26 protein-coding genes and 1 riboswitch are annotated in these 23,885 nt (G+C 63.1%); of the genes, 16 read left to right on the plus strand and 10 right to left on the minus strand.

Features of this window, described 5'->3' with window-relative positions; genetic code table 11:
* Positions 1 to 18: 18 nt before the first annotated feature.
* On the minus strand, positions 19 to 2,199 hold the full coding sequence (locus tag BVG79_RS03955) for a heavy metal translocating P-type ATPase (RefSeq protein ID WP_085785742.1): 2,181 nt from the start codon (positions 2,197 to 2,199) through the stop codon (positions 19 to 21).
* 85 nt (positions 2,200 to 2,284) lie between these two features.
* Between BVG79_RS03955 and BVG79_RS03960 the strand changes: the two genes are divergently transcribed.
* Genes BVG79_RS03960 through BVG79_RS03975 form a run of 4 tightly spaced genes read left to right on the plus strand, consistent with a single transcriptional unit; the run spans position 2,285 to position 4,580 of the window.
* Positions 2,285 to 2,713 carry a MerR family transcriptional regulator gene (locus BVG79_RS03960; RefSeq protein WP_085785743.1) on the plus strand — a complete coding sequence of 143 codons (429 nt, stop codon included), beginning with the start codon at positions 2,285 to 2,287 and terminating at the stop codon, positions 2,711 to 2,713.
* Complete coding sequence (locus BVG79_RS03965; protein ID WP_236951411.1) at positions 2,713 to 3,420, plus strand: energy-coupling factor ABC transporter ATP-binding protein; 708 nt, start codon at positions 2,713 to 2,715, stop codon at positions 3,418 to 3,420. Before BVG79_RS03960 ends, BVG79_RS03965 begins: the two co-directional genes overlap by 1 nt.
* Positions 3,401 to 4,045, plus strand: a complete 645-nt coding sequence (locus tag BVG79_RS03970) for an energy-coupling factor transporter transmembrane component T family protein (RefSeq protein ID WP_085785745.1) — start codon at positions 3,401 to 3,403, stop codon at positions 4,043 to 4,045. Before BVG79_RS03965 ends, BVG79_RS03970 begins: the two co-directional genes overlap by 20 nt.
* Positions 4,035 to 4,580 carry a biotin transporter BioY gene (locus BVG79_RS03975; RefSeq protein ID WP_085785746.1) on the plus strand — a complete coding sequence of 182 codons (546 nt, stop codon included), beginning with the start codon at positions 4,035 to 4,037 and terminating at the stop codon, positions 4,578 to 4,580. Before BVG79_RS03970 ends, BVG79_RS03975 begins: the two co-directional genes overlap by 11 nt.
* Here BVG79_RS03975 and BVG79_RS03980 read toward each other — a convergent pair.
* Positions 4,577 to 5,374 carry a lytic murein transglycosylase gene (locus tag BVG79_RS03980; protein ID WP_157115615.1) on the minus strand — a complete coding sequence of 266 codons (798 nt, stop codon included), beginning with the start codon at positions 5,372 to 5,374 and terminating at the stop codon, positions 4,577 to 4,579. The genes BVG79_RS03975 and BVG79_RS03980 overlap by 4 nt on opposite strands.
* A gap of 171 nt (positions 5,375 to 5,545) precedes the next feature.
* Between BVG79_RS03980 and BVG79_RS03985 the strand changes: the two genes are divergently transcribed.
* Positions 5,546 to 6,415: an SMP-30/gluconolactonase/LRE family protein gene (locus BVG79_RS03985; protein WP_085785748.1), complete on the plus strand. Its 870-nt coding sequence runs from the start codon at positions 5,546 to 5,548 to the stop codon at positions 6,413 to 6,415.
* A 36-nt stretch (positions 6,416 to 6,451) separates the two neighbouring features.
* Here the strand turns inward: BVG79_RS03985 and metG are convergent, their stop codons facing one another.
* Positions 6,452 to 8,167, minus strand: coding sequence for a methionine--tRNA ligase (metG, locus tag BVG79_RS03990; RefSeq protein WP_085785749.1), 1,716 nt, complete (start codon positions 8,165 to 8,167; stop codon positions 6,452 to 6,454).
* Positions 8,168 to 8,307: 140 nt separating this feature from the next.
* Here metG and BVG79_RS03995 point away from each other — a divergent pair, with 140 nt between their 5' ends.
* Positions 8,308 to 9,348, plus strand: coding sequence for an aldo/keto reductase (locus tag BVG79_RS03995; protein WP_085785750.1), 1,041 nt, complete (start codon positions 8,308 to 8,310; stop codon positions 9,346 to 9,348).
* 6 nt (positions 9,349 to 9,354) lie between these two features.
* Here BVG79_RS03995 and BVG79_RS04000 read toward each other — a convergent pair whose 3' ends face one another.
* Entirely contained in the window at positions 9,355 to 9,801 is a 447-nt protein-coding gene (locus BVG79_RS04000; protein ID WP_418268945.1) for a DUF983 domain-containing protein, read from the minus strand.
* A gap of 198 nt (positions 9,802 to 9,999) precedes the next feature.
* Here BVG79_RS04000 and BVG79_RS04005 point away from each other — a divergent pair, with 198 nt between their 5' ends.
* From BVG79_RS04005 to BVG79_RS04020, 4 genes are all read left to right on the plus strand, one after another.
* Positions 10,000 to 10,677: an EF-hand domain-containing protein gene (locus tag BVG79_RS04005; protein ID WP_085785751.1), complete on the plus strand. Its 678-nt coding sequence runs from the start codon at positions 10,000 to 10,002 to the stop codon at positions 10,675 to 10,677.
* 69 nt (positions 10,678 to 10,746) lie between these two features.
* Positions 10,747 to 11,358, plus strand: a complete 612-nt coding sequence (locus BVG79_RS04010; protein ID WP_418268946.1) for an RNA polymerase sigma factor — start codon at positions 10,747 to 10,749, stop codon at positions 11,356 to 11,358.
* A complete protein-coding gene (locus tag BVG79_RS13725) occupies positions 11,345 to 11,665 on the plus strand; it encodes a hypothetical protein (protein WP_236951412.1) in 321 nt (106 codons plus the stop codon). The genes BVG79_RS04010 and BVG79_RS13725 overlap by 14 nt, the downstream gene beginning before the upstream one ends.
* A 2-nt stretch (positions 11,666 to 11,667) precedes the next feature.
* Positions 11,668 to 12,180, plus strand: a complete 513-nt coding sequence (locus tag BVG79_RS04020; protein ID WP_085787236.1) for a periplasmic heavy metal sensor — start codon at positions 11,668 to 11,670, stop codon at positions 12,178 to 12,180.
* On the opposite strand, the gene BVG79_RS04025 is transcribed toward BVG79_RS04020, so the two are convergent.
* Entirely contained in the window at positions 12,177 to 13,607 is a 1,431-nt protein-coding gene (locus BVG79_RS04025; RefSeq protein WP_085785754.1) for a diguanylate cyclase, read from the minus strand. The genes BVG79_RS04020 and BVG79_RS04025 overlap by 4 nt on opposite strands.
* Before the next feature lie 85 nt (positions 13,608 to 13,692).
* Between BVG79_RS04025 and BVG79_RS04030 the strand changes: the two genes are divergently transcribed.
* The 5 genes from BVG79_RS04030 to folE2 all read left to right on the plus strand — a co-directional run bounded on the left by BVG79_RS04030 (position 13,693) and on the right by folE2 (position 18,207).
* On the plus strand, positions 13,693 to 13,995 hold the full coding sequence (locus BVG79_RS04030) for a DUF3572 domain-containing protein (protein WP_236951413.1): 303 nt from the start codon (positions 13,693 to 13,695) through the stop codon (positions 13,993 to 13,995).
* Positions 13,996 to 14,104: 109 nt separating this feature from the next.
* The gene (gene ftsY, locus BVG79_RS04035; RefSeq protein WP_085785755.1) at positions 14,105 to 15,058 is read left to right on the plus strand and encodes a signal recognition particle-docking protein FtsY; all 954 of its coding nucleotides are present in this window, start codon (positions 14,105 to 14,107) and stop codon (positions 15,056 to 15,058) included.
* Positions 15,055 to 15,678, plus strand: a complete 624-nt coding sequence (locus BVG79_RS04040) for an inner membrane-spanning protein YciB (RefSeq protein ID WP_085785756.1) — start codon at positions 15,055 to 15,057, stop codon at positions 15,676 to 15,678. Before ftsY ends, BVG79_RS04040 begins: the two co-directional genes overlap by 4 nt.
* A gap of 33 nt (positions 15,679 to 15,711) precedes the next feature.
* Positions 15,712 to 15,789, plus strand: a riboswitch (SAM riboswitch).
* A 65-nt stretch (positions 15,790 to 15,854) separates the two neighbouring features.
* Positions 15,855 to 17,033 (plus strand): O-succinylhomoserine sulfhydrylase, encoded by a 1,179-nt coding sequence (metZ, locus tag BVG79_RS04045; RefSeq protein WP_085785757.1) that lies wholly within the window; start codon positions 15,855 to 15,857, stop codon positions 17,031 to 17,033.
* Between the two features lie 91 nt (positions 17,034 to 17,124).
* On the plus strand, positions 17,125 to 18,207 hold the full coding sequence (gene folE2 / locus BVG79_RS04050; protein ID WP_085785758.1) for a GTP cyclohydrolase FolE2: 1,083 nt from the start codon (positions 17,125 to 17,127) through the stop codon (positions 18,205 to 18,207).
* On the opposite strand, the gene BVG79_RS04055 is transcribed toward folE2, so the two are convergent.
* From BVG79_RS04055 to BVG79_RS04075, 5 genes are all read right to left on the minus strand, one after another.
* Positions 18,204 to 19,337 (minus strand): MFS transporter, encoded by a 1,134-nt coding sequence (locus tag BVG79_RS04055; RefSeq protein WP_085787238.1) that lies wholly within the window; start codon positions 19,335 to 19,337, stop codon positions 18,204 to 18,206. The two genes, folE2 and BVG79_RS04055, sit on opposite strands and share 4 nt — an antisense overlap.
* A gap of 183 nt (positions 19,338 to 19,520) precedes the next feature.
* A complete protein-coding gene (locus BVG79_RS04060; protein WP_085785759.1) occupies positions 19,521 to 20,237 on the minus strand; it encodes an ABC transporter ATP-binding protein in 717 nt (238 codons plus the stop codon).
* On the minus strand, positions 20,234 to 21,070 hold the full coding sequence (locus BVG79_RS04065) for an ABC transporter ATP-binding protein (RefSeq protein WP_085785760.1): 837 nt from the start codon (positions 21,068 to 21,070) through the stop codon (positions 20,234 to 20,236). Before BVG79_RS04065 ends, BVG79_RS04060 begins: the two co-directional genes overlap by 4 nt.
* Positions 21,067 to 21,972, minus strand: coding sequence for an ABC transporter permease (locus BVG79_RS04070; RefSeq protein WP_085785761.1), 906 nt, complete (start codon positions 21,970 to 21,972; stop codon positions 21,067 to 21,069). Before BVG79_RS04070 ends, BVG79_RS04065 begins: the two co-directional genes overlap by 4 nt.
* Positions 21,973 to 21,982: 10 nt before the next feature.
* Positions 21,983 to 23,029: an ABC transporter permease gene (locus tag BVG79_RS04075; protein WP_085785762.1), complete on the minus strand. Its 1,047-nt coding sequence runs from the start codon at positions 23,027 to 23,029 to the stop codon at positions 21,983 to 21,985.
* 127 nt (positions 23,030 to 23,156) lie between these two features.
* On the opposite strand from BVG79_RS04075, the gene BVG79_RS04080 reads away from it, so the two are divergent.
* Positions 23,157 to 23,876: a helix-turn-helix domain-containing protein gene (locus BVG79_RS04080; RefSeq protein WP_236951414.1), complete on the plus strand. Its 720-nt coding sequence runs from the start codon at positions 23,157 to 23,159 to the stop codon at positions 23,874 to 23,876.
* Positions 23,877 to 23,885: the final 9 nt, after the last annotated feature.

Here is a 23,885-nt window from a genome sequence, read left to right on the forward strand (position 1 = left end):
AGCAAGGAGGGGTGCAATTCACCCTTTGTCGGGCGAAAAGCGTAGGAGGCGCAGCGCGTTCAGCGTGACCAGAACTGTCGCGCCCGTGTCGGCCATAATGGCCACCCACAGCCCCGTCATCCCTAAGACCGAGGTGACCAGAAACACCGCCTTCAGCCCCAGCGCGATGGCGACGTTTTGGTGGATGTTGCCCATGGTCTGGCGCGCCAGTGCGATCAGGCCGGGCACATCCTGCACGCGGTTACGCAAGATGGCGGCGTCGGCCGTTTCCAGCGCGACATCGGTGCCGCCGCCCATGGCGACGCCGACGGCCGCCTGTTTCAGCGCGGGCGCGTCGTTGATACCGTCGCCGACCATCATCACCGCGCCTCCGTCGCCCAGCGTGCGAATGGCGGCCAGCTTATCCTCGGGGCGCATCTCGGCCTTGAACTGCGTGCCAAGGGCGCCTGCAATGGCGGCGGCGGTGCGGGGGTTGTCGCCGGTCAGAATGGTCGCCGACACACCCATATCGCGCAGGCGGGCGATGGCGTCGGCGGCGTCGGCGCGGGGCTCGTCGCGCATGGCGATCAGGCCCAGCGCTTGGCCGCTGCGATAGACGACGACGGCGGTTTTGCCCTCGGCCTCCAGCGCGGCGGCGGTGTCCAAGGTGCCAGTGTCGATGACACCTTCGGCATGGGCCATGCGCGGTGATGTGACGAAGGCGGCTTCGCCGTTCACATCGGCGGTGACGCCCATGCCGGTCAGGTCACGCGCGCCGGTGGCGGGCAGGGCGGGCAGGGCAGCGGCGCGGGCCAAAATGGCACCGGCCAAGGGGTGGGACGAGCCGCGTTCAACCGCAGCCGCGACGGCCAAAGCCTCGTCGACCGTCGCGCCCAAGGGGATGACGTCGGTGACTTGCGGGCGGCCCTCGGTCAGGGTGCCGGTTTTGTCAAAGGCGATGGTGCGCACGGCGGCGGCGGCCTCGATCACGGCGCCGCCTTTCATCAGCAGGCCATTGCGCGCGCCCGTGGCCATGCCAGATGCAATCGCCGCGGGAACCGAGATGACCAGCGCGCAGGGGCAGCCGATCAGCAGCAGCGCCAGCCCGCGATAGACCCACGTGCCCCAATCCTGCCCGAAGGCCAGCGGCGGCACCACAATCACCATCGCCGATACCAGCACGATCAGCGGCATATACCAGCGGCTGAACCTGTCGATGAACCGTTCGGTCGGGGCGCGGGATTCCTCGGCTTCCTCGACAAGGCGGATGATGCGCGAAATGGTATTGTCGGCGGCTGTGCGCGTCACGCGAATGCGCAGCGCTGCTTGGGTGTTGATGGCCCCCGCAAACACATCTTCGCCCGGCCCGCGCGTGCGCGGCAGGCTTTCGCCGGTGACGGGGCTTTCATCGATGCCCGACGTCCCCTCGATAATCTCGCCATCGGCGGCGATGCGGTCGCCCGGACGGGTCTGGATGATATCGCCGATGCGCAGGCTGTCGGCGGGCACCTCATGCGTGTGGCCGTTGTGTTCGCGCAGCGCGGTGCGCGGCACCAGTGCGCCCAGCGCCCGGATGCCGTCGCGCGCGCGATTCGTCGCAACGCCCTCCAACACCTCGCCCACGGCAAACAGGAATACGACCAGCGCGGCTTCCTCGGCGGCGTTAATGAACAGCGCACCGACGGCGGCCAGCGTCATCAGGCTTTCGATGGTGAAGGGCTGCCCCGTGCGCAGCGCCGCGAACGCGCGGCGGGCGACAGGCACTAGCCCGACGATGCACGCCAGGGTAAATACCACCCCCTCGACCTGCGGGGCGATGGCGCTGATGATCCAGGCCGCGACCAGCAGCATGCCTGTGCCGATAACAAGGCGGCCTTTGGCAGTTTTGTACCATGCGCGACCGGCGTCCGCTGGGTCGTCGTGCGCATGGGCATGACCGTCATGAAGGGTATGGGGGCGGTGGTCGTGATTATGGGCCGCATTATGGGTCGCGCGGGGCGCGATGTCGTACCCAAGGCGGCGAACCGTATCCTCGACCGCCTCACGGGGTGTCTGGGCCTCGTCCAGCGTCAGCTTCAGGCGCTCGCTCATCACCGTAACTTCGACGTCTTGGGTCCCGGGCAGGCGCGCGACGGCTGTCTTGATCTTGCCCGCGCAGCCCGCGCAATCCATGCCGGCGATCGCCCATTCCAGGGGGCCGGTTTCAGCCTTTTGTGTCATTCGATTCCCCCTTCAGGGTAGGGTCTTGCTTTCGTCGAATCAGGAAACTAATTGCTCTAGCACCTATAGGTTCAAGGGGTTTTTGATGCTGACGATTGGAAAATTGGGTAAATCGGCGGGGGTCAAAGTGCCAACCATCCGATATTACGAACAAATTGGACTTTTGCCTGACGTCGGACGCAGCAGCGGAAACCAGCGCCTTTATGATGAAAACGTGCTGCAACGGCTGCGGTTCATCCGCCATGCGCGCGATTTGGGGTTTCCGCTGGATGCAGTGCGTGAATTACTGAGCCTGTCTGACCAGCCCGATCATTCCTGCGCGGCGGTCGATGAAATCGCGGTGCGCCAGCTGCACGAGGTGCGCGCCCGCATCAGCCGCCTGCAAGCCCTCGAGGCGGAGCTATCGCGCATGATCGCCGCTGATCAGCCCGGAAACGTGGCGCAATGCCACGTGATCGAGGTGCTGGGTAATCACGACCTCTGCGCCCACCACGATCATGGTGACGCTGCCTGATGCCGATATCTTTGCGTTTCAACGCCGTGCACTACAGCCCGGCGGACCTGCCCCTGTTCAATGGGTTGAATGTGGCCCTGCAAGACCACCGCGTCGCGCTGATCGGCCGGAACGGGGCGGGTAAGTCGCAGTTCTTGCGCCTTGCTGCAGGGCTGATTGCCGCCGATGAAGGCGAAGTGCTGCTGGATGGCGTCGCCATTGCCAAAGACCGCCGCCGTGCACTGGAACTGGTCGGGGTGATCTTCCAGAACCCCGACCACCAAATTATCTTCCCGACGGTGGACGAGGAAATGGCTTTCGGCTTGCGGCATTTGCCAAAGCCCGCTGCCACGGCCCGCATTGATGCAGTGTTGGACCGGTTTGGACGGGGCGCATGGCGCGGCCGCGCGGTGCAAAGCCTATCGCAGGGCCAGCGCCAACTGCTGTGCCTGATGGCGGTGCTGGCGATGCAACCCAAGCTGATCGTATTGGACGAGCCGACATCGGGGTTGGATCTGGTGACGCGGCTGCGGCTGTTGCAGGTGCTGGATGCCTTGCCGCAGGATGTTCTGCACATAACACACGATCTGGACGCGATCGCGGATTATGATCGCGTGATCTGGCTCGATGATGGTCGCGTCATTGGCGACGGGCGGCCCGCAACGGTGCTGCCCCAATACCGCGCCTACATGGCCGAGGAGGCTGCCCGTGCTGAGCCTGACTGCTGAGACGCAGACACCTTTTCACGGCTGGCCCGCCGCGACAAAATTATGGCTGCTCGCCGGGTTCAGTTTGGCCGTTGTCGGGTTTTCCAGCTTGCCGCTGGTGACCTGCGCGGCGGCGATGGTAGTGGCCGCGCATTTGGTGTGCGGCTGGCGGGTGTGCCGACAGGCACTGCGGCTGATGCGCCCGATCTGGATTTTTGTCACGATCATTCTGCTGTGGCAGAGCCTGTCGGGCGATGTCTGGCGCGGGGTGGAAATTGCGCTGCGGATCGTCGTGCTGGTGGCTGCGGCCAATCTGGTCACCATGACCACGCCGCTGCAGGCAATGATGCAGGCTGTTGCGGCAGGGCTTGGCCATATCGGGGTGCCTGCGGGGCTGCGGGCGCAAATGGCGATCGCGGTGGCCTTGGTGATCAGCTTCGTTCCGCAAATTTCGGCCCGCGCACGGCACTTGCGGCTGGCCTGGCGCGCGCGCAGCACGCGCCCTGCGGGCTGGCGGCTGGCCTTGCCGTTGGCGCTTTCGGCGGTTGACGCAGCCGATCAGGTCGGCGAAGCATTGCGCGCGCGCGGCGGTGTTGATGATCCCGCCCCAGCGCCCTTATCAACGGAGCAAGACTTTGGAACGTAATATCGCGATGATCGCCCTCTTTGCGGCGCTGATTGCCGCGCTGGCTTTCGTGCCCGCGCTGACGCTGCTGAACGGTGTACCGATTTCAGCGCAGAGCATGGGCATCATGTTGGCTGGGGCCATTCTGGGCCCGAAACGGGGCGCGCTGGCCGTGCTGTTGTTCTTGGCGCTGGTTGCGCTGGGCCTGCCGATCTTGTCGGGCGGGCGCGGGGGCTTGGGCGTTTTCATGGGCCCGACGATTGGCTACCTGATCGCGTTCCCCATTGGCGCATTCGTGGTGGGCTGGATTGCAGGGCGTTTCCGCAACCCCATGAGCATCACGGCAGTGGTCACGGGCACCGTGATCTCGGGGATTTTTCTGGTTAACTTCATCGGCGCGCTGGGCATGTGGGCCAAGCTGGACACGACCTTTACCGGCGCCCTGATGATGACGACGCCGTTCCTGTTGGGCGATGCCATCAAGGCGGTGCTGACGGGCATTATCACGGCGGCTGTCGCGCAGGCGCGCCCCTCGCTGATCAAACAACGCGCTTAAGGCGCGTCGATGCGGCTGGCGATCAGCGCGATGGCGCGCTGGTAGACGCCCGCCGCATTCCATTCCTGAATGACCGCGAAATTCGGCTGGCCTTCCATATAGCCCAGCGTCGTCTGCCAGCCCTTCTGGCGCAGGAAGTTGGCCGTCGAATAGAGGGCGTCTGCGCGGTTCGTCATATCGACCACGCCGTCGCCGTTGCCATCCACCCCATAGGTAATGATGTTGCCCGGCAGAAACTGGGTATGCCCCAGTTCGCCGTGCATCGCGCCGACCGAATTGGCACTGATGGCCCCGCGGTCGACCAGTTGCAGGGCAGCCACGGCGTGGGGCGTGAAAAACGCGGGGCGGCGGCAGTCATAGGCCAGCGTCGTGATGGCGGAAATCACGTTGCTGTCGCCCATGCCGTGACCGAAGCCGGTTTCCATCCCGTGAATGGCGACAATGATGCTGGACGGCACGCCGAATCGTTGTTCAAGCGCAAGGAAGAAGTCGCGGTTGTTCGCAATCTGGCGGCGGCCCTGCGCGACGATTGTGTCACCCCCGCGAATACGCATGAATTCGTCCAGCGCATAGCGGAAGCTGCGCTGGTTACGGTCTGCGTTTATGGTACGGGTGGCGTAATTTGCGCCCTCGAGCGCGGCCAGACCGCGCGCACCGACGCCGTTTTGCGCGGCATAGCTGGCAAATTCGCGCTTCCACGCGCCAAATCCGGCGGCGTCGTTACCGCAGGTAAGTGCGGCAGCGGGGCCCGCCGCCAAAACGCCCAAAAGCACCGCCAAAGCCGTTTTCCGCATTCTCATCCCCCCAATCTGGTTGCGGCGATGATAGCGGTGGCACCGCGCCGCGCCAGAAAACTTTTGCCGATCATGCGTTTGTTTCACTTTTCCGCTGGGAGGGGACAGATTGTCGCACTAATCTCGCTGCGGGACGGCGGGAAACGTGCCAGTCCCCGAAGGAGGAACCCCATGAAAACGCTTATCTCCACCCTGTCTGTCGCCGCATTGCTGGCTGGCGCTGCCCCCGTATTGGCAGCCGAGCCGGTCGAACTGTGGCGCACGACGGGCTTTACGGCACCTGAATCGGTCTCTTACGACCCCGGCACCGACGCATTTTATGTGACGAACGTGAACGGCGACGCCGAGGGCGCGGCCGGTTTCATCACCAAGCTGAACCGTGACGGATCGATCGCCGAGGAGCGTTTCGCCGAAGGCTTCACCCGCCCGCTGGGCACCGCGATCAAGGATGGCACCTTGTGGGTCGCCACCGTCAACACCATCGCAAAGGTCGACTTGTCCAGCGGTGCTGTTGAACAGTTCTCCGCCCCTGAAGGCGTAGGGATGCTGAACGGCATCGATGTGGGCGCGGATGGCACCGTATACGCCACCGACACGCTGAACGCGGCGATTTATGCGTTGCAAGACGGCGCGGTCAGCCTGTGGCTGCAAGACCCCGCGCTGACCGGCATCAACGGTATCGAGGCTGACGGCGACCGCCTGATCGTCGTCCGCATGGGCGATCTATCGAAGGGGTTCGCCAATATCTCGCCCATCGGCGACGCCAAGCAGATCGACATCGCGACCAAGGCGATCAGCGATTATGGTCAACCCGAGATCGGCATTTTCGACGGTGTCGACATGGCCGACGGCGGTGTGTTGGCTGCGGATTACGCAGGCGGCAAGCTGGTCTTCATCCCTGAAAACGGCGCCCCCGAGGTGCTGCTGGATACCGGCATTACCAGCTTTGCCGACCATCACTACTACCCCGAGATGGACGGCCTGATCGTGTTGCCGATCACCATGGCGAACGAAGTCGTCGCCTATAGCTGGAAGCAATAAGCAAAAGGGCCGCCCGATGGGGCGGCCCTTTCTGGTTTAACGGGTGCCGGCGAAGCGGACTTGCCAATCTTCGCGCTGCTCGTCGGTGATCTTGCTGAACAGCACCTCGGGCACCTCGAACGCATGGCCTGCGGGCAGGGCCGCCAGGAAGGCGGCGATATCTTCGGGCCAGGCGGTGTCTTCGGTCTTCATCGCGGCCAGCATGCTTGCGGATGCATCGGGGATGAAGGGGGCGGACAGAACCGCGTAAAGGCGGATCAGATTCAGGCCCAGACGGGTTTGCATCGCAGCGGTTTCAGTGTCGGTCTTGATCGTCGTCCACGGGCCGGCGGCTTGCAGATATTCGTTGCCCGCCACCCAGATCGCCCGCAGCTCGCCCGAGGCCTTGCGCACTTCCATCGCGTCCATAAAGCCCTCATAGGCTTTCAGGCGCTGGGTCAGCTCGGCGATTAGGGCGTTTTCACGCTCGCCCCAGACGCCGCCTTCGGGGATGACTTCGCCGAATTTGCTGCGGCAGAATTTGGTCACGCGGCTGACAAAGTTGCCCAGCACGTCGGCCAGATCCTTGTTCACCGACATCTGGAAGTTGTCCCAAGTGAATTCGGAATCCGATGTCTCGGGGGCGTGCGACAGCAGCCACCAGCGCCAGTAATCGGACGGCAGGATCGACAGGGCTTGGTCCATAAAGATGCCGCGCCCTTGGCTGGTCGAGAATTGGCCGCCGTCGTAGTTCAGGTAGTTGAACGATTTGATGTAATCGACCAGCTTCCACGGCTCGCCCGAGCCCATGATCGTGACGGGGAAGGAAAGGGTGTGGAAGGGCACGTTGTCTTTGCCCATGAACTGGGTGTAGCGCACATCCTCGGCGCCCATGTCGTTGCGCCACCAGCGCTGCCACGCCGCATCATCCAAGCCACGCGCATCGGCCCATTCTTTGGCCGCAGCGATATATTCGATGGGCGCGTCGAACCAGACGTAGAAGACTTTGCCTTCCATGCCGGGCCAATCCTGATCGCCCTTTTTCACCGGAACGCCCCAGTCAAGGTCGCGCGTGATGCCACGGTCTTGCAGGCCGTCGCCGTCGAACAGCCATTTCTTGGCAATCGATGTGGTCAGGACAGGCCAGTCGGTTTTGCTGTCGATCCATGCGGCCAGTTGGTCGCGCATTGCGCGCTGGCGCAGATGCAGGTGCTTGGTCTCGCGCACCTCCAAGTTGGTCGAGCCCGAAATCGCGCTGCGCGGGTTGATCAGGTCGGTCGGGTCCAGCTGCTTGGTGCAGTTTTCACACTGATCGCCCCGTGCTTTGTCGTAGCCGCAGTTGGGGCAGGTGCCCTCGATATAGCGGTCGGGCAGAAAACGGCTGTCATCGACGGAATAGATCTGCCGCTCGGACACTTCCTCGATCAGGCCGTTGTCGGCCAGTTGCCCGGCGAAATGCTGCGTCAGCTTGTGGTTTTGCGGGCTGGAGGAACGCCCGAAATGGTCGAACGACAGGCGGAAGCCTTTGGCGATCTCGGCCTGCACGTCGTGCATCTCGGCGCAGTATTCGGCGACGGGTTTTCCGGCCTTGGCGGCTGCCAGTTCGGACGGGGTGCCGTGTTCGTCCGTGGCGCACAGGAACATCACCTCGTGACCGCGCCCGCGCAGGTAGCGCGCGTAAAGATCTGCGGGCAGTTGGCTGCCAACCAGATTGCCCAGATGCTTGATCCCGTTGATGTATGGGATCGCCGAGGTGATAAGATGCCGTGCCATGCGTCCGTCCAGCCGATAAATTTGCCTATTGATTACCCTTTGCCGCACCAAAGGGCCAGAGGCCAGCGCAATCGGCTTGCATCATGGGGCTTGCACCCTAGTGTGCGGCCAAACCGCGACGAAAGATGTAAGGGTGCGCTATGAATAAAATGGAACTGGGCCAAAGCGGCGTGGTTGTTTCGGACTGGTGTCTGGGTACGATGACCTACGGCAACCAGACGGACGAGGCCGACGCCTTCCGTCAGATGGATATGGCGCGTGATGCGGGCGTCACCTTTTTCGACTGCGCCGAGATGTACCCCGTCAACCCCGTCCATGCCGATACAGTTGGCCGTAGCGAGGAATTCCTGGGCCGCTGGTTGGCGGCGCGCGGCAAGGGCGACAGTGTCGTTGCGACGAAGGTGACCGGCGAGGGGAACATGCAGGTGCGCGGCGGCGAGGGCTTTAGCGGCCCGATCATCCGCCGCACCGTCGAGGACAGCCTGCGCCGTCTGCAGGTCGAGTGCATCGATATTTACCAATTGCACTGGCCGCAGCGCGGGTCTTATGCCTTCCGCCAGAACTGGCAATACGACCCCTCGGGGCAGAGCAAAGCGGCCACGACCGCCCATATGGACGAGGTGCTGGGCACGCTGAAAGATCTGCGGGGCGCTGGCAAAATCCGTGATTTCGGCCTGTCGAACGAATCCGCTTGGGGTACCACCCGCTGGATCGATCGTGCCGAGGCGCAAGGCGCGCCGCGCGTTGTCACGGTGCAGAACGAATACTCGCTGCTTTATCGTATGTACGACACCGACATGGCCGAAGTGGGCGTGAACGAAGCGGTGACGCTGCTGGCCTATTCGCCGCTAGCGACGGGGCTGCTGACGGGCAAGTACCAAAACGGCGCGATCCCCGCGCTGTCGCGCCGCACCCTGAACGACGCGCTGGGCGGGCGCGTCAGCGACCGTGTGTTCCCGGCGGTGCAGGCGTATCTGGATATTGCAGCGCAGGCAGGACTTGACCCTGTCCATATGGCGCTGGCGTGGCTGCGTCGCCGCCCGTTCCCCATCATCCCGATTTTGGGGGCGACCAATAGCGCGCAGTTGCAGCACGCGCTGGATGGTTACAGGGTAACCCTCAGCGACGATGTTTGCAGCGCAATCGACGCGGCGCACCGCGCCCATCCGCTGCCCTATTAAAGCGGGTTAGTGTTCGGGTTTGGCGTGTGGTGCGCCGAACCCGTGCATGCGCTTGGCCCATTGCAGCCCGATCATCGCGCCCTTCATGCGGGGCAACAGATACAGCGCCAGCGCAATCACTCCGACCGAAAACGTGCAAGCCATGACCACGGGCGCGGGGCGAAAGACCGACCACGTGATATGCATGGCAATCGCCATCAGGTGCCCGACGATCAAAATCGTCAGATAGGCGGGGCCGTCATCTGCGCGCTGGTGGTAAAGGGCCTCATTGCAGTGGGGACAGTGGTCGGCGACCTTCAGATACCCACTAAAGATACGCCCTTCACCGCAGGCGGGGCAGCGCCCGCGCCAGCCGCGCGCGATGGAACGGCCCGTCGGGCGCACTTGGGTGCGGACAGCGGTGGTCATGTCAGGTGTGTCTGCGACGGTATCTGTGGCGGTGTTGGCAATCATGGAAAGGCCCCCTTGCAGCCGGCGACTCTATCTAACGCCGCCGCTAAGGAAGGGAAAGGGCTGATCAGCCTGCACCTATGACGCGACCGTGAACAGCGGCCGCGCCGGAAACCTGCGCGAGCCGCGTTTGAAGGGTCAGATCAACGCTACACGACACTGCACCCGTTGATCGCCCCGCGAACACCGCGAAAGGACTTGATGATGAAAACCAGTATGATCCCCTTGGGCGTTGCGGCGCTGCTGATGGCTGGCGCTGCGGCCGCGCAACCGGCCCCTGCCGATGACCGCCCCGCGCCGCGCATGCCCGCCTTTGCAGATCTGGATGCGAATGGCGATGGCCAACTGACGCTGGAAGATTTCGCCGCTTTGCGCGCCGCCCGTTTCGCCGCCCTTGACACCAATGGCGACGGCACCATCAGCGCCGAGGAAGTTGTGGCTGCCGAGGAAGCTGCGCGCCAAGCTCGCCAGCTTGACCGCGCCCAAGCCATGCTGGACCGCCTTGATGCCAACGGCGATGGTGTCTTGCAGGTCGAGGAACTGAACGCGCCCTCGCGCGAAGGCCAGCACCTGCGTGACGACAACCGCCCGCACGAAGGCCAACGTCCGCCGATGGGCCGCAGGGGCCCGCATCAGGGTGATGACATGCGCATCTTCGGCCCGATGATCGACGAGGTGATGCTGCAGCACATGATCGCCATCGTCGATACCGATGGCGACGGGGCGATCTCGCCCGCCGAATATGCCGAGGGGCCTGCCAAGCTGCGCGAGGCGATGCGCGCCGCGCACGGCGATAGGGAACGCACGCGCGATGGCCGCCCCCATCACGAAATGCGCGGTGGGCCTGACCGCCGCCCCGCCACCGATACCGCCGATTAAGACACTGGAACGCATTGGCCCCATACCCCATAAGATGGGGCCAATGCCCGGCGGCAAATGGAAAGCGTGGTGAAACTACTGCCCTCGATCCGGATCGCAGATGATGCGGCCCCTGCCTTCGTTGACCCCGACGCGGCGCTGCTGGCGGCTTTCGCGCGGGGCGATGCGGCGGCGGCGCAGGCATTGACGGGTCGTCTTGCGCCGCGTGCCTATGCGCAGGCCTATCGCATGCTGGCGGATGCCGCCGAGGCGCAGGATGTCGGCCAAGAGGCGATGCTGCGGCTGTGGCGGGCGGCAGCCGACTGGCGTCACGGCGAGGCGCGCGTCAGCAGTTGGCTGTATCGCGTTGTGGCCAATTTGTGCACCGACCGCTTGCGCCGCCGCCGCGTCGTGTCGCCCGCCGATGCGGCGGTCGACCCGATTGATCCGGCCCCTTCGGCCGAGGCGGCGGTCTTGCAAACGGCGCGGATGCAGGCGTTGGCCAATGCGTTGGCCCTGCTGCCCGCGCGGCAGGCCGAAGCCGTGGCCCTGCGCCACTTGGAAGGGCTGTCGAACCCGCAGATCGCCGAAATCATGGCGATCACGGTTGAGGCCGTCGAGAGTTTGACAGCGCGGGCGCGCCGCAGCTTGGCGCAGATACTGGCCGGGCGTAAAGAGGAACTGGGGTATGCGGATGAATGATATGTTGCAGGACGACACCTTGGACAGGATCTTCGCGGCATCGGCGCGTGCCGATGTCACGCTGCCGCCCACGTATATGCAGGCCGTGCAGCAAGCGGCGGCTGCGGCCGCCGCCGAGGCCGCACCGCGCTGGAGAATGGCGCGCCTGCGCCGCGTGTCGGCCTTTGGCGGGCTGGCTGCGGCTGCGGTTTGTGGTTTGTGGATCGGTACGGCATTACCGCAAATGATCGGGGCTGGGCAGGCCTCGGCCGCGATTGCGGTGCCGCTGTATCAGGACTTGGACGTTTATGCCCTGCTGGAGGAATGAAAATGGCCGCTGACACCATTGCAAAAGGGCGGCGGCTGCGCTGGGTCTTGTTCGGGTCGCTGACCCTCAACGTCCTGCTGGGGGGCGTCGGGGTTGGCGCAGCGCTGGGGCTGCTGCAGCGACAGCACGCGGGCGGCCCACCCCCCATGATGCAGATGATGAGCGTCGGGCCCCTGTCGCGCGCGCTGTCGGACGAAGACCGCGCTGCGGTGATGGATCAGTTGCGCAGTAGTGCCGATGGGCATGTCAGCGGATGGCGCAATATGCGGCGCGACTCGGCGGAAATGCTGCAGGCGCTGCGCGCCCCCACCTTTGACCCCACGGTGTTCGAGGTGATTTTCGCGCGACAAAACGAATCCGACATCGTGCTGCAAGGGGCGCTGCAACATGCCCTGATCGGGCGTTTGACCGCCATGTCACAGGCCGATCGCACAGCCTTCGCCGACCGCCTGCAAGAGGCGTTTGATCGCCCCCCGCGCCCGGCCGGCCCGCCGCGCGGGCCTGACCGCCGCTAATAAGCGGGGCCGGCGGCGCGCATGACGCGATTGCGGCCGGCGTTCTTGGCTTTGTAGAGCGCCTCGTCCGCAGCGGCGCAAATCTCCTCGATGGTCAGGCGCGCGTCGCTACCCGCGATAGCCGCACGCCCCGGCGCAACCCCGATCGAGACTGTGATCGGAATGTCGACCGTGGTGGCAGGTGCACCATCGTGCAGTTGCGGCAGTTTCACCTGCACGGGTGTCACTGAAATTTTGCGCAGCAGCCGTTCGGCAACGCCGATGGCAGGCGTAATGTCAGTGTCGGGCATCGCGACCAGAAATTCCTCGCCGCCGAACCGCGCGATCATGTCAATGGCGCGCAGATTGCCGCGCAACTGCTGCGCGACCCCGACCAGAACCTGATCGCCCACCATATGGCCATATTTATCATTGATCGATTTGAAATGGTCGATGTCGATCATCATGACCGAATAGGCGCGTTGTTCGTCGCGCGCGCGCTGTGTCAGGCGCACCAGACGGGGCAGGGCGTAGACGCGGTTATGCAGGCCGGTCAACTGATCGGTAATCGCGGCCTCCAACTGCGAGCGCATGCGGTTGCGCAGCCGTTCGGCCTTGTTCTTGCTGTGGATCAGGTTGCGCGCACGGTGGGCGAATTCGTCGGCCCCGATGTCGCTGAACACCTGATCAGACGCGCCCAAATCCAGCGTCGTTGCGGCCAGTTCGACCGCGCCGCTTTCCAGCAGAACCAGTGTTGGCGTGTGGCGGGTGTTCGATTTGCCGCGCGCGGCCGCAATCTGGCGGCAAATGTCGCGGGCATCGCCGGTGGTCGCATCGATCACGAACAGATCGGGCACCGCGACATAGGGGTCGAGGGGAAGATCGTCGGGCGCCAAGTGGACGGGTTTGCCGGGCCAGCGTTGCAGCAGGTCTTGCAAGCCTTGCGGCTGTGCGGCTGGCGCGCGTGCGCTGACCACGGCAATGCGACCGGCGGTGGCGAAACTCGATGGTGCCTCGGCAAAGCCGAAGGCCGCATCGCCATCTGAAACGGCGTTCGGTTGCAGATCGCGCATCAGGTCACGCTGGCGCAAGGTGGCGCGCACTTTGGCCTGGATCACCTCGCTGGGGCAGTCGGTGCCGATCACGTCTTGCGCGCCTGCACGCAAAGCGGCCAAACGCTTTTCATTGTCCTGTGCAGGGCTGACGGCAATCAGCCACGGCGGCATAGCGCCGCCCACGCCTTGGAAAAGGGTGATCAGCGCGGGCCACTGTTCGGTGGGGCCACTGACATCCAACATAACCACATCGGGGATTTGCACCGCAGCATAGGCCGTGGCCTCGGCCAGCGAGGCGACAGTTTGAATGCTGTAATGCGCGCCTGATAGCACGTCCCGAAGCCCTTCACGCCGTGCCGAATCGGCACCAACGACAAGAATTTCGCCAGACATCCTTTCCAAACTCCTGACAGGGCGATCAATCATTCACTGATCGTACAAAATGGTTAATACAAAGTTTCAAAACGGAGAGGCGCATATGGCTTTTACAAAGGGGCTGGGCATGAACAGCGACGCGGCGGAAACGGTGGGCCTGAAGGCACTGACATGGTTGGCTACGCAAGATGATATCCTGATGACATTCCTTAGCGCAACGGGGGCCAGCCTGTCCGACCTACGCACAGGGGCACAACAGCCTGAATTTTTGGCAGCGGTGCTGGGTTTCTTAGGCAACGACGATGAATGGGTGCGGGCCTTTTGCGATGCCGAGGGGTTGCCCTATGATGCGCCGATGTGGGCGATGGCCATTCTGGCGGGCCCGTCGATGATGCATTGGACGTAAGCGCGCCCCCGAATCCCGCACGCCGAGGGCTTTCCAAACACGCCCCCAGCGCTTAGGTGTTCGGGGCCGCATTTTTAGGTGTGGGTCTTGGTTTTAAAAGAAGGTGTGCATGTCTCTTTTCGGCAAGCTTAAAGACAGGTTGTTCAAATCCTCGGCGCGGATCGATCAGGGGATCGAGGGGCTGGTGGCCGAGGCGCCTGCCGCCGCCGTTGCGGATGAGGCGCGCCGCCTTGTCGATGACGCCATGCTGGAGGAGCTGGAGGAGGTGCTGATCGCCGCCGATATGGGGGTCGAGACCGCAACGCGCGTTACGGCCAATATCGGTGACGCATTGCAGGGCCGCCGCCTCAGCACGCGCGAGTTGAAAGAGGCTCTGGCCCGCGAGGTCACCCGCATCATGGACCCCGTCGCCCGCCCGCTGCCGATTTACCCCAAAAAGCCGCAGGTCGTGCTGGTGGTGGGGGTGAACGGGTCGGGTAAAACGACGACCATCGGCAAGCTGGCCAGCCAGTTCAAGGCTGCGGGCAAGTCGGTTGTGGTGGCGGCAGGCGATACTTTTCGCGCGGCCGCGGTCGAGCAGTTGCAGGTTTGGGGCCAGCGCGCAGGCGTACCCGTGCTGACCGCCCCCGAGGGGTCAGACCCCGCCAGCCTTGCATTCGATGCGATGGTTCGGGCCGAGGCCGACGGCGCTGACCTGCTGCTGATCGACACGGCGGGCCGCCTGCAGAACCGCCAAGACCTGATGGAGGAGCTAGCCAAGATCGTTCGCGTTATTCGCAAAAAGGACGAAACCGCCCCCCATAACACCCTGCTGGTGCTGGATGCGACGACGGGCCAGAACGCGCTGCTGCAGGTCGAGATTTTCCGCAAGATCGCCGATGTGTCGGGACTTGTGATGACGAAGCTGGACGGCACCGCGCGCGGTGGCGTTCTGGTGGCGCTGGCCGACAAGTTCGGCCTGCCGATCCACGCGATTGGCCTGGGCGAGCAGATCGACGATCTGGCGCCCTTTGATCCGCAGGAATTTGCCCGTGCCTTGTGCGGGCTTGAGGAAAAGAAATGACAACCGAACGCAAACCGATCAATCCGGTGCTGAAACAGGTGCTGGATCTGGGGCCGACCGTGTTTTTCGTCGTCCTGTATTTCATGGTGAAAGACCGCAGCTTTACGATGGGCGGCACCGAATACAGCGGCTTCATCATGGCGACGATCCTGTTCATTCCGGTGTTGCTCGCCTCGATGGCTGCGCTGTGGTTTCTGACGGGCAAGCTCAGCCGTATTCAGGCGTTCACCGCGTTCATGGTCATCTTTTTTGGCGCGCTGACGGCGTGGTTCAACGATGACCGCTTTTTCAAAATGAAAACCACCATCGTCTACGGCCTGTTCGCGGTGCTGCTGGGCATCGGCTTGCTGCGCGGGCGCAGCTATCTGCAATGGGTCATGGCCGAGATGATGCCGATGGATTCGGCGGGTTGGATGATTTTGACCAAGCGCCTGTGCGGATTTTTCGCCTTTATGGCGGTGCTGAACGAATTGACATGGCGGCTTTTGTCGAACGACGCGTGGGTAATGATCGAAAGCTTCGGCTTCCCCTTGCTGATGTTCGCCTTCCTGTTTTGGCAGTTCACATCACTGGCCCCTTATCTGCACGACGACACAAACGGCGACGCCAAGAAGGGCTGAGCCCGCTTGACGCTGCGGGCGGGCGGGTCTATGCCCGCCCAACGTGGTGATTTGAACGACCCAGATTGCGGGCCACGCTAAACATTCCGCTAAAGAGGGGGCCTGGTCCCGCACCCGACCCTTTTCTGAAAGGCGTCGGTTTTTTTATGCCCCAAACAGCCGGGGTGGAGGAACAGATGAGCGACTGGAATAAACGCACGAAAGCCGTGCACAGCGGTATTCGCCGCAGCCAATACAACGAAGTATCCGAGGCGATTTTCCTGACGCAGGGCTTTGTCTACGACAGCGCCGAACAGGCTGAGGCACGCTTTCAGCACGCCACGCGCGAGGAGTTTATCTACGCGCGCTACGCCAACCCGACGACCGCGATGTTCGAAGATCGCATCGCCGCGCTTGAGGGGGCCGAGGACGCCTTTGCGACCGCATCGGGCATGGCTGCGGTCAATGGCGCGCTGATGGCGGGCATCAACGCAGGCGATCACATCGTATCGGCACGCGCGCTGTTCGGGTCGTGTATCTACATTCTCGACCAAGTGCTGGCGAAGTTCGGGGTCGAGATTACCTATGTTGATGGCACCAACATCGACGAATGGCGCGCGGCGATCCGCCCCGACACCAAGATGGTGTTCTTTGAAGGGGTGTCGAACCCCACGCTGGAAGTGATCGACATTGCCGCCGTGGCCGAGCTTGCCCATACGGTCGGCGCCCGCGTGGTGATCGACAACGTGTTCGCCACGCCGGTCTATTCACGCGCGATCGAGCTGGGCGCCGATGTGGTTGTCTATTCGGCGACCAAGCACATCGACGGGCAGGGCCGCGTTCTGGGCGGTGTCGTGCTGGGGACGAAAGACTATGTCCGGGGCGTTTTGGAACCCTATATGAAGCACACCGGCGCGGCGATGTCGCCGTTCCATGCGTGGTTGCTGTTGAAGGGCCTAGAGACGATGGACTTGCGTGTGCGCGCGCAAACCGCGTCGGCATTGGAAGTCGCCAAGGCGCTCGAGGCGAACCCGAAGGTCAAGCGCGTGATCTACCCAGGCCTGCCCAGCCACCCGCAATACGACGTGATGATGAAGCAAACCGGCGGCGCGGGCAGCACCCTGCTGGCGCTGGATCTGGGCAGCCAAGAGGCGGCCTTCCGTTTCCTGAATGCGCTGGAAATCTGCATCATCTCGAACAACTTGGGCGATGCGAAATCCATCGCGACCCACCCCTACACCACCACGCACCAAAGCCTTTCGGCCGAGAAGAAGGCCGAGGCTGGCATTACCGAAGGGATGGTGCGCGTCTCGATCGGGCTGGAAGATACGGCCGATCTGATCGCCGATTTCACGCAGGCCGCCGCCAAAGCGTGATCCGGCAGGGGACTTTGTCCGTATCAATGCTTGGAATATGACGGGGGCAGGGCCATATAGGCCCTGTCGCCCCATAAGCGGAGAACGGATCATGGATCAGCAGATCATCCCCAGCCAAGACGACGCCGAAGCGGCGCTGGATGTGCTGCGCCGCTGGGCGCGTCGGGCGACCCCGACTGAAATTGCGACGCTTGATCCCGCCATCGCGCGCCTGTTGCCGGGGCGCGAGGTCGCGAATTACCCTGATCTGTCGCGTGACTACCCCGAAGAATTTATCGCCGATGCCGCCTATCGCGCGGGCATGCCCGACCTGCAAAACGGGCCTGCCAGCTTGATCCGCGGCGCGCATGTGCCGTTGCAGCATGTGGGAATTGCGAATTTTCACCTGCCTCTGACGCATGTCTTGCGGGGCGGGGCGCATATGCTGCTGGAAACCGCTGTGACCGGCACGGTTAGTCTGGCGGCAACGCACAAGGGCATCAATATGTCCCGCATCATGCGCAGCTTTTATCGCCACGCCGACAGTGCGTTTTCGTTCGACTTGATCGATACAGTGCTGGCGGACTATCTGGATGATCTGGAAAGCATGGACGCCCGCCTGCAACTGCGGTTCCGCCTGCCGGTCATGCGCCCCTCGTTGCGGTCGAATTTGCAGGGCTGGCAGTATTACGACATGTCGTACGAGGTGATCGCCAAGGGCGAAAGCCGCGTGCGGATCATGCATCTTGACTACGTCTATGCCTCGACCTGCCCCTGTTCGCTCGAGCTGTCGGAACACGCCCGCCAAACGCGCGGCCAGTTGGCGGTGCCCCACGCGCAGCGGTCACTGGCACGGTTGTCGGTTGTCGTGCAGGGTAATCTGACCCCCGAGGATCTGATTGATCTGGCGCGCGCTGCGGTGGTGACCGAAACGCAGGTCATGGTGAAGCGCGAGGACGAGCAGGCCTTTGCCGAATTGAACGCTGCCAATCCTATCTTCGTCGAGGATGCCGCGCGCCTATTCGCTGAAGGCCTGACGGGCGATGCGCGGATCGGTGATTTCCGCGTTCTCGCCAGCCATCAGGAAAGTCTGCACAGCCATGACGCTGTGGCGGTTCTGGTCAGCGGCCCGACATTCGCCGCCGACAGTTTGGACCCACGCACCTTTTCCAGCTTGGCCGCTGTTAGCGGCTAGCTGCGCCCTGCCACACGCGGTGCCAGTACGAATGTCAGCGCGATGGGCAGCAGCAGGATGCCGAAGACGAACGGTAAACCTGCACCCTCGGCGATGAAGCCCATCAAGGGCGGCACGCCGATGTGGGCCAGCGTCAGCGTGGCTGACAGCGCCGCAATGCCGTCGCCGCCATCCAGCCCCGACCGGCCGTTCGCGATAGCCACGGCAACGGGAAAGACCATGGCCGCCGACACGCCCATCAGCAGCATGGCGATGGTCGCCACCGGCACCGACCGGCCCACCAGCAGCAGCACGACGGCCAGAAAACCCGCAACCGCAGCCCCGCGCAAAATGGCCCCGTCGCTGACGCGCGCCCGCAGGCTGTCGCCCGTCATGCGCATGATGAACATGCTGACCGACATCGCGCCGTAGACCAGCGATGCGACGGCGGGCGAAAACAGGTTGACCTCGCGCAGGAAGAACACGCCCCAGTCGTAGGCGGCGCCCTCTAGCAAGACGAGGCCCCAGATGGTCAGGCACAGCAGGAAAATTGCTTTGTTCGGCAGTGTGATGCGGCGCTTGCGGGTTTCCACGGGCGCGGCTACGGGCCAGTTGCGCGGCGCGAATAGCGGTACGATTACGCAGCACAACGCAATCGCCAGCACGCCCATCGCCCCAATGTGCAGTTGCGGCGAGATATGCGCATTCGTCATCCCCGCAGAAATCGCGCTGCCGACAATCATCCCGGCCGACCAGAACCCGTGCGAGCGGGCCAGAACCTTGCGGCCGGTGTCTTCCTCGATCCGCAGCGATACGAGGTTCTGTGCCACTTCAAGGATCGTGTTGTTCGCGCCCATGATAAAGAACAGCAGGGCCAGCACTGGCACCGACGCATAGGTCATGCTGAAGACGCAGGCCGCCATGATGATGATGCCGATGATCGACGCAACTGGCGGCGTCAACCGCGCGACAATGCGCCCCGCGACGGTGGTGCTTAGAACCCCCCCGATACCGCTGCACAGAATCACCGTTCCCAGCGCCCCCTTGTCCAGCGACAAATGGGCCGCCAAATCCGGCAGACGTGTGAAAAGCGAGACGAACAAAAGTGCGTTGCAGCCGAAGATGATGGCCGGGGCAATAATGACGGGCATGATAGTCCAATAGGGTAAATTTTGCGCCACGCCTGTCATGGAATCATGGCGGATTTGTGTCAGAATTCACGTCGCGCAGGGCATATTTGCCCCTCTATGAGGTGACGTGGCGGTAAAGTCTAGAGCGTGAAGAAAACGGATGGAGGCGCGTTGTCGCCGCCCCCCGTGTCTGATGCTACCGGCTTATGATACCAGCAAATGCTGCCCGTATTCGCTGGTCAGGTTGCGGGCGCGCAGGGCGCTGACGTCGGCGACCTCTTGCACCTTGCCGTAGCGCAACACGGCCAGACGGTCGCACAGGAAGGACACGACTGACAGATCGTGCGCGACGACAAGATAGGTCAGCCCGCGTTCGCGGCGCAGGGTCTTCAGCAGGTTCAGAATCTCGGCCTGCACCGAGACGTCGAGCGCCGATGTCGGCTCGTCCAGCAGCAGGATTTTCGGCTCCAGCATCAGCGCGCGGGCTATGGCGACGCGCTGGCGCTGCCCGCCCGAAAGCTGGTGAGGCAGGCGGAAGCGGAAGTGACCGCCCAGGCCCACAGCCTCGAGCGCGGTGTTGATGCGCGCTTCGCGGTTATCAAGGCCGTGGATCGCTAGCGGTTCCATTAACGTCGCGTGCACGGTTTTGCGCGGGTGCAACGATCCGTAGGGGTCTTGGAACACCATCTGCATCAGCCGCGGCTCGACGCGCATATTGCCGTCTTGCGCATAGTGACCCGCCACGTTCATCTCGCCCTTCCACGTGTTCACCTGACCGGCCAATGCTTTCAAAACAGTCGACTTTCCCGACCCGCTTTCGCCGACCAGCGCAAAGCTTTCGCCCGCGCCGATGTCCAGATCTAGGCCGGTCACCGCGCGCACGTCGCCGTAATAGATGTCGAGGTTCTTCAGCGTGATCATGCGGCGCCCTCCAGCTTGGCGCGGTCGAGGACGGGCAGGAATTCGCGGGTCTCGTCCAGTTGCGGCTGCGAGGCCAGCAGGCCGCGCGTATAGGGGTGCGTCGCATCGGCCAAGGCACCGGCGGCACATTCTTCGACGATTTTGCCCTGATACATCACTAGAACGCGGTCGCACCAGCGGGCGACCATGCCCAGATCGTGGCTGATCATCAGCAGGCCCATCCCGCGACGCTTGACCAGATCGTCCATAATCTCCAGCACTTGGCCACGGACCGAGACATCCAGCGCGGATGTCGGCTCGTCCGCGATCAGCAGCGCGGGTTCCATGATGACCATCATCGCGATCATCACGCGCTGGCCCATGCCGCCCGACACTTCGTGCGGGTAAAGGCCCATGACGCGCTCGGGGTCGTGGATGCGGACGGATTCCAGCACCTCAAGCACGCGCTGCTTGCGTTGGCTGCGGGGCAGGTCGCTGTGGAATTCCAGCACCTCGGCGATTTGTGCGCCGATGGTCATGACAGGGTTCAGCGAAAACTTTGGGTCTTGCATGATCATCGACATTTGCATGCCGCGCAGGTGCCGCAGCTTGCGTTCGGGCAGGCCCAAAATGTCCTGCCCTTTGAATGTCAGCTTGTCGGCGGTCACGCGCCCCGGTGCGGGGATAAGCCCCATCAGCGCGCGACCGGTCATCGACTTGCCCGAGCCGGACTCGCCCACGATGCCGACGCGCTCGTTGCCGACGGATAGGGAAATGCCCTTCACCACCTCGACCGGGCCGGTTTCGCCCGGAAAGGTGACGCGCAGGTTTTGAACTTCGATCAGGTTGCTCATCCCTTGGTCTTTCCTTTGGGGTCCAGAATGTCGCGCAGGCCGTCGCCGAAGAAACAAAAGCCAAGGCTGACGATGACGATGGCAAGGCCCGGCATGGTCGAAACCCACCACTGATCCAGAATGAACGTGCGCCCGCGCGAGATCATGGCACCCCATTCAGGCAGGGGTGGTTGCGCACCAAGGCCGATGAAGCCAAGGCCGGCTGCCGTCAGAATGATTCCTGCCATATCCAGCGAGGCACGCACGATGGTCGAGGACAGACACAGCGGCAGGATGTGGTTGAAGATCACGCGGATATGCGATGCCCCTTGCATGCGGGCGGCGGTGACGAAATCGGACCCGCGCAGGGTGATCGCCTCGGCCCGCGCGATGCGGGCGTAGACCGGCCAGCTGGTGATCGCGATGGCGATGACGGCATTCTGGATGCCCGGCCCCAGTGCGGCGACAAAGGCCAGCGCAAGGATCAGGCGCGGCAGCGACAGGAAGATGTCGGTAATCGACATCAGCACCTTGTCCCACCATCCGCCCAAATACCCCGCGGCTGCGCCGAGGATCAGGCCGATAGGCGCCGCGATGATCGCCACCATGACGACGATGGTCAGGGTGATGCGCGCCCCATAGATAATGCGGGAAAAGATGTCGCGGCCCAATTCATCGGTGCCCATCCAATGTTCTGCTGATGGGGCTTTCAGCCGGTCGGTCAGCGCGCCGTAAAGGGGGTCATGCGTAGCGATCAGCGGGGCAAGGGCCGCTGCCAGCACCAGCGCGGCGATGATGATCAGGCCCACCATCGCCAGCGGATTGCGGGCAAAGGCGCGGGCCATCCGGTAGGCTTGGCCCAGCCGGAACTGCAGCATCGTATCGGGTGCTTCGGAAAGCAGCCATTCGCGTCTTGTGGTCATGGCAACCCCCTTAGCGTGCGCGCGGGTCGAGCAAGCTATACAGCAGGTCGGACCCTTTGTTGATGGTGATGAAGACGGCCCCGATGACCAGCGTGCCGCCCAAGACGGCGTTCATGTCGGCGTTCAGCAGGGCGGTGGTCAGGTAGTTCCCGATGCCGGGCCAGCTGAACACGCTCTCGATCATGACAGACCCTTCCAGCAGGGCGGCGTAGGACAGGCCGACGACCGTCACCAGTTGAATGCGGATCGGTCGGAAAGCATGGCGCCACAAGATCACGCGGGGCGGCGCGCCTTTGACGCGCGCTGTCAGGATAAATTCCTGCCCCAGCTGTTCCAGCATAAAGCTGCGCGTCATGCGCGAAATATACGCCAGCGAAAAGAACCCCAAAATCGAGGCGGGCAGAATGATGTGCCGAAATGCGCTGACGAAGCTTTCCATATCGCCGGCCAAAAGGCTGTCGATCAGCAATAGGCCGGTGCGGGTAGGCACCATTCCGTCCAAGATCAGGTCAATTCGGCCGGGTGGGCCGACCCAACGCAATTTTGCGTAAAAAATAACCAAACCGACAAGGCCCAGCCAAAAAGCAGGAATCGCATAGCCCGCCAGCCCCACAACGCGGATCACTTGGTCGACCCAGCTGCCCTGCCGCCATGCAGCATAAACCCCCATCGGCACGCCCAAAGCCACGCCGATCATGATGCCGATCGTGGCCATTTCCAGCGTGGCGGGGAAGACCTTGGCCAGATCCTGCACCACCGGTTTACCCGTCGAGACAGACCGCCCCAGATTGCCGTTCAGCACGTCCCAGATATAGCTGATGAACTGAAAAAACAGTGGCCGATCAAGGCCCATAGCCTGCCGCGCGGCCTCGTAAGTCTCGGGCGAGGCGCGGTCGCCGACCACGGCCAGCACCGGATCGATCGGGATGACGCGGCCGATAAAGAATGTGATGGCCAAAAGGCCGATAAATGTAATCGCAACAGTCACTAACAGGCCCGCAATACTGCGGATCCGGCGCGAAAAGCGCTTTCCAAAGGCTAGGGCTGCTGCAGTCATGCGGTGATCATCCTGTTCTTCCAGCTGTAGATCCGGCGGGATAACGTATCTGTCGGTTTTTGTTTGACGATGCGATTAATTTTGATACCGTCAAACAAATTTTACCAGACCTATAAGTGGAAACGATTTGAAAGGGAATGCCGCCATTACGGACTTGGTCTCGCAAGATGCAGTAGGTGCGGTGCAGAACAAGGCTGCCGATGGGCAACCTGTTGCAGATAATGCTGCGCCTGATGAGGCCCCGCATATCGTAAATCCGCAGCAGGTGCATGACGGGCCTGTCTATGGTAGCCGCATTCGGGACCTGCGCAAGAAAAATGGCCTGACGCTGCAGCAAATGTCGGATCGGGCAGGGCTGTCGGTTGGGTTTTTGTCGCAGCTGGAACGCGACAAGGCGGTGCCCTCGCTGGGGTCGCTGGCACGGCTGGCGCAGGTGTTGCAAGTCGATGTCGACCATTTCATTTCCACCCCCCGCCCGACCGACGGCCTTAGCCGCGCCGCGGGCCGCGAGGTTTTCGGCACAGGCCCCGGCCGCGCGCGGTACGAGCGTGTGACAACCGTCATGCCGGGCAGCAACCTTTCGGGGGTGCTGATCCACATGCCGCCCGGATGTCGGCTAGAGACGACATCCCACCCCGGCGAAGAGTTCATTCTCGTCCTCGAGGGCGAGATTGAAATGACATTGGGTCATGAGGTGATGCGTCTGGTCAAAGACGATGCGCTGCATTTCATGGGCGATGTGCCCCATTCCAGCCATACGGTCGGCGGCAAAGACGCGCGCTTGCTGTGGGCGGGGACGGCCCCCAATATTTTTCCAAAAATCTCATCTGGTCCATTTGACCAATAACAGGAGAGG

Source organism: Ketogulonicigenium robustum (genome assembly GCF_002117445.1).
Lineage (GTDB): Bacteria > Pseudomonadota > Alphaproteobacteria > Rhodobacterales > Rhodobacteraceae > Ketogulonicigenium > Ketogulonicigenium robustum.